General features: G+C 64.7%; 15 protein-coding genes and 1 tRNA gene. 4 read left to right on the top strand and 12 right to left on the bottom strand.

Going from position 1 to position 11,251, the window contains the following annotated elements; all coding sequences use genetic code 11:
• On the top strand, positions 1 to 183 hold a 183-nt coding region (locus IF64_RS0114060), incomplete at its 5' end, for a transposase (RefSeq protein WP_030532553.1).
• Positions 184 to 1,091: 908 nt separating this feature from the next.
• Here IF64_RS0114060 and IF64_RS0114055 read toward each other — a convergent pair.
• On the bottom strand, positions 1,092 to 2,291 hold the full coding sequence (locus IF64_RS0114055; protein ID WP_030532552.1) for a L,D-transpeptidase: 1,200 nt from the start codon (positions 2,289 to 2,291) through the stop codon (positions 1,092 to 1,094).
• Positions 2,292 to 2,651: 360 nt separating this feature from the next.
• Here IF64_RS0114055 and IF64_RS0114050 point away from each other — a divergent pair.
• A tRNA-Lys gene (locus IF64_RS0114050) sits at positions 2,652 to 2,724 on the top strand.
• Between the two features lie 35 nt (positions 2,725 to 2,759).
• Here the strand turns inward: IF64_RS0114050 and IF64_RS25460 are convergent.
• From IF64_RS25460 to IF64_RS26605, 9 genes are all read right to left on the bottom strand, one after another.
• A complete protein-coding gene (locus IF64_RS25460; protein WP_051757843.1) occupies positions 2,760 to 3,953 on the bottom strand; it encodes a site-specific integrase in 1,194 nt (397 codons plus the stop codon).
• 11 nt (positions 3,954 to 3,964) lie between these two features.
• The gene (locus tag IF64_RS0114040) at positions 3,965 to 4,150 is read right to left on the bottom strand and encodes a helix-turn-helix transcriptional regulator (RefSeq protein ID WP_030532550.1); all 186 of its coding nucleotides are present in this window, start codon (positions 4,148 to 4,150) and stop codon (positions 3,965 to 3,967) included.
• A gap of 11 nt (positions 4,151 to 4,161) precedes the next feature.
• Complete coding sequence (locus IF64_RS0114035; RefSeq protein WP_030532549.1) at positions 4,162 to 5,733, bottom strand: replication initiator; 1,572 nt, start codon at positions 5,731 to 5,733, stop codon at positions 4,162 to 4,164.
• A complete protein-coding gene (locus tag IF64_RS0114030) occupies positions 5,730 to 6,218 on the bottom strand; it encodes an RRQRL motif-containing zinc-binding protein (RefSeq protein ID WP_030532548.1) in 489 nt (162 codons plus the stop codon). Before IF64_RS0114030 ends, IF64_RS0114035 begins: the two co-directional genes overlap by 4 nt.
• Entirely contained in the window at positions 6,218 to 6,487 is a 270-nt protein-coding gene (locus IF64_RS0114025) for a hypothetical protein (protein ID WP_030532547.1), read from the bottom strand. The genes IF64_RS0114030 and IF64_RS0114025 overlap by 1 nt, the downstream gene beginning before the upstream one ends.
• Positions 6,488 to 6,519: 32 nt before the next feature.
• On the bottom strand, positions 6,520 to 6,696 hold the full coding sequence (locus IF64_RS27155) for a hypothetical protein (protein WP_157575514.1): 177 nt from the start codon (positions 6,694 to 6,696) through the stop codon (positions 6,520 to 6,522).
• Between the two features lie 47 nt (positions 6,697 to 6,743).
• A complete protein-coding gene (locus IF64_RS0114015; RefSeq protein WP_030532546.1) occupies positions 6,744 to 7,571 on the bottom strand; it encodes an FtsK/SpoIIIE domain-containing protein in 828 nt (275 codons plus the stop codon).
• Between the two features lie 77 nt (positions 7,572 to 7,648).
• Positions 7,649 to 8,410: a hypothetical protein gene (locus tag IF64_RS0114010; protein ID WP_084705856.1), complete on the bottom strand. Its 762-nt coding sequence runs from the start codon at positions 8,408 to 8,410 to the stop codon at positions 7,649 to 7,651.
• A gap of 249 nt (positions 8,411 to 8,659) precedes the next feature.
• Complete coding sequence (locus tag IF64_RS26605; RefSeq protein WP_084705855.1) at positions 8,660 to 8,995, bottom strand: hypothetical protein; 336 nt, start codon at positions 8,993 to 8,995, stop codon at positions 8,660 to 8,662.
• A gap of 161 nt (positions 8,996 to 9,156) precedes the next feature.
• On the opposite strand from IF64_RS26605, the gene IF64_RS0114005 reads away from it, so the two are divergent.
• Both IF64_RS0114005 and IF64_RS0114000 read left to right on the top strand, forming a co-directional pair.
• Positions 9,157 to 9,906, top strand: coding sequence for a helix-turn-helix domain-containing protein (locus tag IF64_RS0114005; protein ID WP_030532544.1), 750 nt, complete (start codon positions 9,157 to 9,159; stop codon positions 9,904 to 9,906).
• Between the two features lie 4 nt (positions 9,907 to 9,910).
• A complete protein-coding gene (locus tag IF64_RS0114000) occupies positions 9,911 to 10,381 on the top strand; it encodes an NUDIX domain-containing protein (protein ID WP_030532543.1) in 471 nt (156 codons plus the stop codon).
• Here IF64_RS0114000 and IF64_RS26600 read toward each other — a convergent pair.
• Together IF64_RS26600 and IF64_RS26595 are read right to left on the bottom strand one after the other, a co-directional pair.
• Positions 10,359 to 10,928, bottom strand: coding sequence for an HD domain-containing protein (locus IF64_RS26600; protein ID WP_084705854.1), 570 nt, complete (start codon positions 10,926 to 10,928; stop codon positions 10,359 to 10,361). The two genes, IF64_RS0114000 and IF64_RS26600, sit on opposite strands and share 23 nt — an antisense overlap.
• An 81-nt stretch (positions 10,929 to 11,009) precedes the next feature.
• Positions 11,010 to 11,240 carry a DUF2283 domain-containing protein gene (locus IF64_RS26595; RefSeq protein ID WP_169741948.1) on the bottom strand — a complete coding sequence of 77 codons (231 nt, stop codon included), beginning with the start codon at positions 11,238 to 11,240 and terminating at the stop codon, positions 11,010 to 11,012.
• Positions 11,241 to 11,251: the final 11 nt, after the last annotated feature.

Below are 11,251 nucleotides of genomic sequence, written 5' to 3'. Positions count from 1 at the left end.
AAGGATATCGAGTCCAAGGAGCGCCTCGGCCGCCACCGGTGGGTCATCGAACGCTCCATGGCCTGGTTCACCGGCTACCGCCGCCTGACGCTGCGCTACCAACGCCGCGCCGACACCTTCACAGCCTTCCTCGCGCTGGCCGCCGCCCTCGTCTGCTTCAAACGACTCCAACAAACCAACTGAGACAAGCTCTTAGCGACGGTCCTGGTGCTGCCCTCCGGCGACCCGGAAAGCAACTGGATCGCCGCCCCGCCGCCTCCGGATGGTGAGGTCACAGCGCCACCACCGGAACGCACACGCTCCGACGTGCCCGAACCGCCGCCGTCACCCGCGGAGCCGAGCGCAGCGCCAGCCGCTTCGACGACCACCCCAACCGCTGGTCCCCAGGACGAAGTCCAGCAGCGCGTGTCTCCGGTCGCCGACACCGACCCAACCGCAACACGCGACGCTCCGAACGACACATCGGAACGCCACCGGCCTCCATCCGAGCCGCCTCGAGACGACGCCCCAGCCCCACCGACCACATCCCCACGGCCCAAGCCCTCGCCAACCCCCGACCCTCCCACCGAAGACCGGCCCGACGACCCTGCGCCGCGCGAGGACCGGTGCTTCGTGGAGATCCGACTCGGCCAGTTGCTGCACATCTGCATCGGCTAGAGACCGTGCCCCCTCAGGGGGCACGGTGCGCCCACTAGCCCCAATCTCAGCCAACGCCCACCCACGACAAACGCCGCTGACCAGCGTGAACAGACGCGCAACCCCTACTCCATTCGGGTATAAAACGGGTTCGAGCCCCGTCACTCACCCCACTACGGCGAGGTTCAGGTTCGCCCCGAGAGTTCACTCGGGTCAGGCCTGAGCCTCGCTTTTTATTTGAGCGGTTCAGGCCGAACCTCGCACGCCCCCTGCCCTCCTTACTGCTGCCGGCCGGGCAGGACGAGCTCGGCCGGCGCGCGGTAACGGCCGAGCGCATCGAACGCCAAGCCGCCCCGCGCGTGGAGTCCGCCGCCACGACACACGACGAGACGCGAGCCGGCGCGTGAGCCCGGTAGCGACGCCGGGGACGGCCCGCCGACCTCTGCCCCGTCGATCTACGCCTCCTCGGAGGTCCACTCGTCCCAAGACATCTGCCAGACGCTCCAGCCGTCGGTCGGCTCCAACGTCTGCTCACCGGCGTTGCGAACCTTGATCACGTCGCCCGGTTTCGACTTCTCCATCAGCCACGCCGCGTCCTCGGTCGAAAGGTTGATGCACCCGTGGCTGGTGTTGGTGTTGCCCTGATAGCCCACCGACCACGGCGCCGAGTGGTAGAAGATGCCGCTGTAGGACAACCTCGTCGCGTACTCGACCCACAGCCGATAGCCGTCGCCACTGTCGTTCGGGACGCCGTACGTGCTCGAGTCCATCGTGTAGCCGTTGTGCTCGCTCATCACGGTGTAGGTGCCGTTCGGCGTGGGCGTCGACGGCTTGCCCATGGAGATCGGCATCCGCCGGACCCGCTTGTCGCCGACGAACACCGACATGTGGTGCGATTCGCCGTCGGCGACGGCGGTGACCTTGCGCCCCACGGAGAACGAGGCGTGCTGATCCTGCGCTCCGTACATGCCGTCGCCGAGATGCTTGCCGTAGATCAGCGCGTCGACGTCGACCTTCGTACCCGGCTTCCAGTACTCACGGGGTCGCCAGGTCACCTCGGAGTCGCTGAGCCAGCGGAATGCGCCCTCCGCTTCGGGCTGTGTGCGCACGCGGAGCGCCTTCTCCGCAGCCTCGCGGTCGGGCACGGCGGCGCTGAAGGTGAACACGATCGGCATTCCGACGCCGACCTTCTGCCCGTCCTGCACGTTCATGTGCACCGTGGTCTGGCTCTGTGGGGCCGCTGTGGTGAAGGTCACCTTCTTGGTGACCGCCTCGCCGTCCTCACCTTCGGCCGTCGCCTCGAGCGTGTAGGTCTTGCCGAAACCGAGCGGTTCGGACGCCCGCCACGCGGTCTCCCGCATCGTCGTTCCGCCCTCGACGACCGTGCCGTCCTGTCCGGTCAGCGACGCGGCGGTGATGGTGCCGTGCTGCACCGTCGCCGTGATGCCCCCGCCCGGTTCGACACCGTCGGCGCCCTTGTCCACCGACAGTTCCAGTTCGGCCTGCCGCGCGGGCTCCGTCGCCCCTGCTTCACTGTCCCCCGAAGCCGTATCACTCGCCGAGGAGGTACACCCCGCGACGAGCATGCCCCCGACGACCAAGATCGTTGCCGTCCGCACCCACCTGCCCGGTGCGGACATCCCCCGACGCCCCATCGGCAACCTTCCGTTCGACCCGTTTGACATCGACCCGTTTGACGTTGTCTCGTTCCGGGCCTGTCCGTGCCCCAGTCGGCGCTCGCGCCGGCGGGCACCCGTCGAGCGCCCGCGAATCCTCGCCAGTCTGCCGGAGCACCGGATGTGGCGAGTGAGCCGTGACACGAGTGAGACGTGCGAGAGCACCACATCGTTGCCTCCTCGGCCCCGCACGCCACCCGACACCCGCCTCGACGTGCGGGAACGTCGCGAGCAGGATCGAAAGGAGGGGGGTCGTCGGAGGCCGCTACGGACCGTGCTAATCTTTTTCTCGTCGCAAGGGAGACCGGAACGCGACAAGCGAAGAGGTCTCAGCGTGACGCGCCGTTAGCTCAATTGGCAGAGCAGCTGACTCTTAATCAGCGGGTTCGGGGTTCGAGTCCCTGACGGCGCACTCCCACCCCAGGTCACAGGCTTGGGGTCTTTGTTTTATTGATCATCCTGCCGCTTTTCTGCCGTCTTTCCCAGTGCATTGAGAACCGCCGCAGCATGCCGTGACACCAGGTTCCGCCCGACATAGGTGTCGGTGGTCTGCGACACGCGCGAGTGGCCCAGGATGTCAGCTGCCTCGCGTGCGGGCAGCTCATCGGTCAGCACCGTTGCAACCGTGCGACGGAAGGTCCGTGGTGTGAACCAGTCGCCGATCTTGTGACGGTCCCGGAAGGCGCGCCAATCCCGGCGCATGTTGCTGTTCTCGCGAAGAGTGCCCGTCGTGCTCGGGAAGACCCAGCCGCACATCTCCTCGGGCTCAACACCGACCATCGCAGCGACCCGGGCGCGACGGTCCAGCAGCATCTCGACGAGCCAGTCAGCCATCGGGATACCGCGTTCGGCGTTGTTGGTCTTGCCGTCGTTGACGGTCCGACCAGTGAGTTTGCTTCGAATCGCGTTGCTCTCGACCCACGCGATCTTCTCGTCGAAGTCGATAGTCTCCCACCGGATCGCCAGGGTCTCGCCCGTACGAGTACCCGTGCCGGCGAAGTAGCGCATGATGTCCGGCAGGTCGTGGCGCCGTGCGACCTCATCGCCGTCGGCCGTCTCGAAGATCTTGATTGCCTCCTCGACAGTCAACGCGCGAGGCCGCTTCTTGCGCTTGCCGTTCTCAACGGGCCGAGCCTCTCGTACTGGGTTGACCGACAGCGCACCATGCCGCACGGCAAGGCCGCAGATACCCGACACCACCGCACGGCACGTCCGAGCAGTGCTGGCGGAGTATTCGCCGTCGATATCCTGGATGATCTTGTCCACTCGGCCGGTGGTGAGTTCCATGACCGACAGCCCGACTACACGCGGCTTGACCAGCGTGCGCCAGCGATGCTCATAGGTGTCGTAGCTGGTACCGCTGCGCTTACCTGCGTCCACCATGTCCCGGAACTCGCTCAACCACCGTTCGGCGACATCGACGACCTTCGACTCGGCCGACAGCTCCCCCATGCTGATCTTCCGGTCACGGAGACGTTCACGGAGCTTGTTGGCCGCCTTGCTCGGACTCTGCGCCCAGGCACGAACTTTGCGCACCTTGCCGTCAAGATCTCGGAACTGGCAGGACGCCATCCCACGAGAGCCGTCCCACTTCGTCTTGATCTCGCCGTAGGTACCGACCGGCAGCGGCGGACGTCCCACTTCTTCCTCCGTTAAGCAGCGTTGTCGTCGAGCGATTCGAACCAGTCGATGACGTCATGTGGTCTGTATCTGACGTACTTCCCCACACGCTTTCCTGGCGGGCCGTAGTCCTTAGTGCGCCAGTCGTAGATGGTGCTGACCGGCACGCCGAGGTACTCGGCAACGTCTTCGACTGTCCACAAGCGATCCGTAGTCATTCGTCTTTTCCTTATCTGGCTATGGTTTCCTCCACTTCTTCCTTGGCGACCTGTCGCCGCTCGCGGGCTTTCGCTGCTGCTGTGTTGGCCAGGGCGGCGTCACCGATGGTGAGCCAGCCGACGCCATCGAAGATCCAGTTCAGGGTCACGACGGCGTCCTCGGCGACGGGGTCGGTGTCGGCCGGAGGCTGGTCTGGGTCAGGTGGTGTTTCGCCGCGCTGGTATGCCCGTCGGACGGCACGCAGGGCGCCGAGGGTGGTCGAGTAGCGGCGGCTCTTGGTGGAGAAATGGCCGCCGAAGCCGAGCATGTGGGCCCACTTCTGGAGCTTGCCCCAGCCGGGCAGGTTGCTTCCGGGGCTGTCGTCCCACGCGTCGATGTCGTCGTCGGTGGTGCAGTTCAACGGCCGCTTGCCCAAGCGCCAGCAGGCCAGCAGTTGGCGGGTCTGGTGACTGTCGAGCTGGGCATACGCAGCAGCGTCGGCGGCCGTGAGGCGGCGGGAGACGACTCCGGTGACTTCAGTGGCCTTGGTGGCGTATTTGGCCAGGTATGCCGCGACCGCTTGCGTGGTCAGGGTACCGCGGTCGTCGCAGTCAGCGGGAGTCAGACGCACCTGCCGCACGTCGATCTGATCACCCCATTTGATGGCCCAGCCGATGGGGTTGTGCGGATGCGGTGCCGTGGTGAGGCCGGTGATCCGGGCGGCCTGCTCGATGTGGGATGCGACGAGCTCCGAGGTCAACGACTGGTCCGGCGGCAGCACGGCATCCGGGTCGTCGGGTTCGTAGCCGTCGAGACGGATAAGCGCGTGGTAGTGGACCACACCGCGCCGCTGGTATTCGGCGACCTTGGCGTAGGAGAGACGTATCTTGACCCCGCGCTGCTTGGCAACCTTGCCCAAGCGCCGGTTCAGGGTCATGGTGGTACGTCGCCACAGCTCCGAGGCGTGCAGATTCCACACAGCTTGATGGTCGTAGTCGTAGCAGTCCAGGCAGATCGCTTCACCTAGACACGGGTCGTCCTCGGAGTGTCGCTGGTAGCAGATGACTTGACGTCCGTGCTCACACACGGTGCCCGAGCGGCGGACCCGACAGGGCTTGACCTTGCCGTTGGTTCCGACCACGCGGGAGTGGACCGGGCCGAAGGCCGGCGCGGTGAGGGTGACGAAGAAGCACGGGTGACCAGCGACGGAATCCGGCACGCCCTTGCCGCCGAGGAGGCCGGCCTTGACCAGCTGGTAGGTGTCCTGTCGGTAGGTCTCAGCACACGCGGGGCACACGGAGGCGCGACGGTTCTTGCAGGCCACGTAGACGAGCCCGTCCGGCATGTCGTCGGTGACGCGTTCGACCTCACTGCCGCCGTTGCCGTTATGCCATGTGGCGTTCAGACGCAGCCGCACGGGGTTGGAGCAGGCAGCGGCGGACATGACATGGGTGAGCCACCACTGATAGCCAGGATCAGAGGCGCGAGCGAGGACGTCCGCATGGAGCTGACGACGCACACTCGGGTAGTGCTCGGCAACGGCACCCGCCCCCAGCACGGACGTGATGCTGGGGGTGAGTGTCGCGGTCGAGAACGTGCTCACGCAGCGGCCCCCAGTTCGCGGGGGTCGAGGGTGGGCGTGCCCTGCACGTAGTCGTGCAGGTAATCCCAGGGCTCGAGGAGGCCGAGGTGGAACCGGCACGGTTCGCAGACTCGGTTTTCCCTGGGCAGTTCGACAGCGCAGAGTTCGCCGCACTGACGGCAGGTGTGCCGGGCGGCCATGGCCTTGGCCAACGCGCGATGCTTGGCGAGGGTCATGGGCCGGACCGGCTTGGCCCGCTCGATCAGGAACAGCTCAGCGAACACGAGCTTCCCGGCAGCACGGCAGCGGAAGTACATCAGCGCTACCGGTTCTTGTCCGCCAGGACGAAGCCCCATGGTGCGCAACTGACGACGTGTGGCCAGCTTGTCGCGCGGGGCAATGCCGTAGGACAGCAGAGGCAGTCCGTCGTAGGTGCCACGGGTGAACTCCGGGACGTCCGACCACGGCACGGGACGCAGGTCCCAGGGGAATTTGCGGGACCCCATCAGCACTCACCACCAGGGGTGAACAGGGACGCGTGTGCATCGATGTCGGCGGTAGTGGCCCACCGGTACTCACCGAGCGGTTCGCCGGTCTCACGCAGCACGGGCAGCGCGGCCGAGGTGTTGAACACCTCCGTGGCCAATGCGAGGAACTCCGTGCAGTCCGGGCAGAACGCCAGCCGTCCAGCATCGACGCCGGACGTTTCGTCGGAGAGCAGGAACATCCACACCTCGTCGGGCGAGACCGCAACGGGTTCGGAGGAATAGAACATGATTGGCTCCCTTAAAGGCGCGATCGAATGAATCAGCCGAAGACACTTGTCACGAAACTTCCGACGCCCGCAGCGGCATCGTTGAGCCATTGCCAGACGTTGCCGACGGCGTTTCCGGTATTCGCCGGGTTCTTGATGACGGCCAGGGCAATGACCAGGACGAACAGAGCAAAGACGAACTTTCCGAAGGTGCGTTTTGTGCCGTTCATGAGACAGTCCTCTCCCCATGTAGGAATGGAGTACGATGAGAAAGTGGTTATGCGGCGCGGCCGGTGCTCATTTGCCGGGCGTAATCCACCAGCGAGTAGATGTCAGCGTCGGCGAGATAGGCCGACTTCATGCGACGTGGCACGCCACCTTCGGCCAGCAGCAGACCGACCCCACGTTCGGCGGGGGTGATGGTGGCGGCGTTGTAACCCTGCTGTGCCCAGCCGCGGCCGAGCACGATGTCCGAGGAGCTGTCGGTGGTGCAGCGGAAGGCCAGCCGGTAGCTGAACAGGTCCCGCAGCGACGTCGGGATGATGTCGGCGGAGGGACGCTGCGTGGCAGCCACGACGATGATTCCCGCAGCACGGCCACGAGCAACCAGGTCACGCAGGACACGGACGAACTGTTCCTGCTCCTCCTTGCTACCCATGGTCGCCGAGAACAGGGCCAACTCATCGATGACGAGCATGATCGCGTTCAGCGGATCATCCCGATTGATCTTGCGACGCCGCACCCGCGTGAGCTCCTCGTAGCGGCGGTTCATCTCGTTCTGCAGCGCATCCAGCGCCGCTAGAGCTTTGCCGATGGACGGGCCGACGAACACGTCCGACACTTCCCGCCACAGGCCCAGTTCGACCTCTTTACCGTCGAACAGCCACAGATCCACATCCGGCGCCAGCGCGCCGTGAGCCACGATGTTGTTCAGGCACACCGACTTACCCGCGCCAGGCTCACCACCCAGCAGGATGTTGCGGTAGATCAGCTCCAGGGCGGCCAGGTGGCCGTCATCGAAGATGCCAAGGTGCACCGGGTCGTAGATCGACAGTCCCGCGACCGGGAACGTGTCGTGCGAGATCTTCTTGCGCTTGCTCAACATGACAACGAGTCCTTCCACGGAATGTGGGCACGCGGTGGGCCACCAACGGCGGCCTCACCGTGGCCACAACAGATTGATCAGATGTAGTCCGAGAGGTCTTCGCCACCCACCACAGCTGTCGGCGTGGTCGTCGCCGCAGCGTTCGACGTGGTCTTGGCCTTGCTCGTGGCCTTGGCCGGCTTGTCAGCGGATGCCTGCCCCTCAGTGGCCGGCTTGTCCGTCACCGGAAGCGGGGTCACCGTGGCCCCCGTGATCGGTTCGGTGCCTTCACCAGGCTGCTTGGTACCGGGCAGCAACGCAGTGACCTTGGCCAGCGGCGATGTCACCGCAGCGGTCTTGTCCAGCGGATCACGCCGGATGATCTCCACGACGACGAGCGTGGACAGCGAACGCCGGGTGTGTAGACGCGCCTCACGAGCGAAACAGGCAGGCGCGAGCTTTTCCAGCACGTTCTCCAGGTCCTCAGCCGAGGAACCGGCACGAGTCCACATCCAGATGCGCTCACCCGTGCGCGAGGGACGAGCCCACACCATGAACGGATACGACCCATCCAGAGTCATCGTCCGATACTTCGCATTCCGCAGGCACGTACGAATACGGTGCCGATCCAGCACACACCAGAACCGTGAGACCACGAAACGACGCGTCCACGGCACCAACGCACCCAGCAGCACCACTCCGGCCAGGGTGAACCAGGCTCCCCACGTTCCGAGCCGGGAAGACAGCCACACCATGCCAATCACCAGCACAGCAACCAGCAGCAGCTCCACACGCCACCGCATCACGATTCCAACGATCTGAGCAGGCAGCGACTGCTTCGGTGCCTGCCACATCTCCATGACATCGCCACGTACCCCACGACGGGCACGACGAGTAGACTTAGCCATGACTCTTCGCCCTCCAAGGCAGAGTTGAAACAAGAAGTACGAGAGGCACGGAGCCGGAAACGGAACCGCCAAGAACCAGACCGGCCCCGTGCTCTCTCAGCAACTTTCAGCAACACTAAAAAGCGTCAAATGCATTAACGCTGTACATGTGCAATATGTATTGCGTCGTCACAGATCAGCAGTGTCGCTACAACCACGCGGTCACGAAGATGCCGAAGCGCTCGACTTCGAAGTAGAAACCAACTTTACGTCCGTAGCACGGTAAGCAACGCCATTCCGTCCGTTCTGCGCCCAAGGAATCGCCTGCAACTCAACCGGGACAACCGGCTGACCAACCGAGACCTTCGGCGGCTGCGGAGCCGCCACAGTCACGTTGATCACCTCAGCCCCGCCGTCATCCATGGCAACCAGCTGCACAGACCACATCGGAGCGGCGGTGTTCCGATCCACACGCTGAACACCGTTCTGATCCTTCTTCGGCTCCGGCTCACGACCAACCGTGAACGACACACCAGAGACGTCAATCAACAGACGCATAACCACTGCCCTCCAAGGCAATCTCTTCGGTTCAACGCCCCGCTTATCGGTGCGTACAGCTAGATTGCCGTCGCAACGGGGGACGAGATCACTACACGAAGGGACTTCTTGGGACGTCCTTCCGTGCTAAAGTCGTCCCTAGCCGTACCGCTGGAGGGGACATGCCGAACGAGCGCCTACGCGACGCACTGCACTCCCGGGGTAAGACGCCGGCCGAGCTGGCGGACCACCTTGGCGTCGATCCCAAGACGGTCGAGCGCTGGATCACGAAGAACCGGACGCCCTACGCGAAGAACCGGCATCAGATCGCCACGTTCCTCAGCGAACGCGAAGCCTACCTGTGGCCCCATGCCGTCGACGAGACGAAGACGGCCGAGGTCAGCGGCTCGGAGATCGTCAAGGTCTACCCGCACCGCAACTCGGTGCCGAACGATCTCTGGGACCGTCTGCTCGACGACGCGACAACGTACGTCGACATGCTTGTCTACGTCGGCATGTTCATGACCGAGAAGCCCGGCCTGCTGGACCTGCTACGGACGAAGGCCGAACAGGGCGCGCGAATCAGGCTGTTGTTCGGCGACCGGGACGCCCCGGCCGTCATCCAGCGCAGCACCGACGAAGGCATCGGCGAGAACACCATCTCGGCCAAGATCGACCACGCGCTGGCCTACTTCCGCCCGCTGGCGGAGGTACCAGGCATCGAGATTCGCACACATGGAACGGTGCTCTACAGCAGCATCTTCCGGTTCGACGACGAGATGATCGTCAACCCGCACGTCTACGGCAAGATCGCGGCACACGCTCCCGCGATGCACCTCCGTCGGCTCTCGGCCGGAGATCTCTTCACCACCTATGCAGACAGCTTCTCCGCCGTCTGGGATGGCGCAAAGCGCGGCGAGTGGGAAGGCTGACGACATGCCAAAGACCGACTACTACGACGACCCGAACGCGCCGGTAGCGAACAGCATCGTGCCAGCAGTGACAGCCATCGTGCGCAACGACGCTGGCGACGTGTTGTTGATCGAGCGCACCGACAACGGCTTGTGGGCTCTCCCTGGGGGTGCGCAGGATCTCGGTGAGTCAGCACCTGACGCCGTTCGTCGTGAGGTCCTCGAGGAAACCGGAATCACCGTCGAGGTGACCGGCATCAGCGGTATCTACTCCGACCCGAAACACGTGATCGCCTACGACGACGGTGAGGTCCGGCAGGAGTTCTCGCTGTGCTTCCACGCCCGTCCCACAGGCGGAACGTTGCGACCCAGCTCCGAATCACGCCGAGTCCACTGGGTAGCCCCCGACAGCATCGAGGGGCTCACGATGGACCGCGCGATGCGTCTTCGTGTCGAGCACGGCGTCAAGGAGCCTACGAAGGTCCACCTTGGATAGGTGAGCTCAACGCCTCAGCCCGGCGCCGAGTGCGCTCCACAGCAGCCAACAGCTCCGGAGCTGCACCGGTGATGAACGTCGTCACGAGGTGATCAGGACCGTAACGGGCCTTGATCTCGGCGATGCGATCTTCGGCAGCGACAGCCGCACCGTCGGGCGAGGTGGTGATGTCGCAGTACCAGAGCGCATCGCGGATGGAGCCCCGCTCGTCCTCAAAGCCCTCCAGCTCATCCTGAAGCCCTCGCAGCTCAGCCTCATACGTTGCGAACGAGTGGTGCGCCACGAGATGCACAAGTCGCTCAGGAGCGCCGATGCGCGCAAGGTACGTCGCACCGTCGATCGGATGGAAGCCGGTATCGACCAGATCTGGCGCATAACCGACGTCGTGCAGGATCGCAGCCGCTTCCAGCAGCTCAGCATCCGAACCCGCTACGGCACTCAGCGACCGTGCTTGCCGAGCGACACCCTGCACGTGTTGCCAGCGACGAGGCAAAGTGTCGGCCAACTTCGCCGCTGAAGTCTCGAACGCCCACGTTGCCAAGGACATTCGCCCACAGTATCGGCAGGCACCGACAGCCGTACACACCCGAGCTAGCGAACTGTCTAGCCCGTTGCCAGCATGTGGCGTCTACTGTCGGCCACCGGGTGGCGTGGCCTGCGCTATCAGGTCCGGATGCAGAGAAGCGGAGGCGCCGAGGACTTCGAAACCGGCGATCTTGCCGCCCTTCCAGTCCATGACGACCGTTGCAGGGCAGTCGGGTGGTGTTTCCAGCTCGATTGATTGCCGACCAGGCGGGAGTTGAGCGCCCGTGAGATAGACATAGGCAACGTCGGTCTCCGGGTCGTATTCGATGCGCACCTGCTCATGGT

Source organism: Prauserella rugosa (assembly GCF_000719975.1).
Lineage (GTDB): Bacteria > Actinomycetota > Actinomycetes > Mycobacteriales > Pseudonocardiaceae > Prauserella > Prauserella rugosa.
The sequence above is the reverse complement of the archived record's forward strand: the minus strand, read 5'-3'. Positions and strand labels throughout refer to the sequence as shown.

Bases quoted from the DNA above. Each gene is read 5' to 3' on its own strand.
- IF64_RS0114055 (WP_030532552.1), bottom strand. From the start codon at position 2,291: ATGGGGCGTCGGGGGATGTCCGCACCGGGCAGGTGGGTGCGGACGGCA.
- IF64_RS0114040 (WP_030532550.1), bottom strand. From the start codon at position 4,150: ATGACTACGGATCGCTTGTGGACAGTCGAAGACGTTGCCGAGTACCTC.
- IF64_RS0114030 (WP_030532548.1), bottom strand. From the start codon at position 6,218: ATGGGGTCCCGCAAATTCCCCTGGGACCTGCGTCCCGTGCCGTGGTCG.
- IF64_RS0114025 (WP_030532547.1), bottom strand. From the start codon at position 6,487: ATGTTCTATTCCTCCGAACCCGTTGCGGTCTCGCCCGACGAGGTGTGG.
- IF64_RS27155 (WP_157575514.1), bottom strand. From the start codon at position 6,696: ATGAACGGCACAAAACGCACCTTCGGAAAGTTCGTCTTTGCTCTGTTC.
- IF64_RS0114015 (WP_030532546.1), bottom strand. From the start codon at position 7,571: ATGTTGAGCAAGCGCAAGAAGATCTCGCACGACACGTTCCCGGTCGCG.
- IF64_RS0114010 (WP_084705856.1), bottom strand. From the start codon at position 8,410: ATGGAGATGTGGCAGGCACCGAAGCAGTCGCTGCCTGCTCAGATCGTT.
- IF64_RS26605 (WP_084705855.1), bottom strand. From the start codon at position 8,995: ATGCGTCTGTTGATTGACGTCTCTGGTGTGTCGTTCACGGTTGGTCGT.
- IF64_RS0114005 (WP_030532544.1), top strand. From the start codon at position 9,157: ATGCCGAACGAGCGCCTACGCGACGCACTGCACTCCCGGGGTAAGACG.
- IF64_RS0114000 (WP_030532543.1), top strand. From the start codon at position 9,911: ATGCCAAAGACCGACTACTACGACGACCCGAACGCGCCGGTAGCGAAC.
- IF64_RS26600 (WP_084705854.1), bottom strand. From the start codon at position 10,928: ATGTCCTTGGCAACGTGGGCGTTCGAGACTTCAGCGGCGAAGTTGGCC.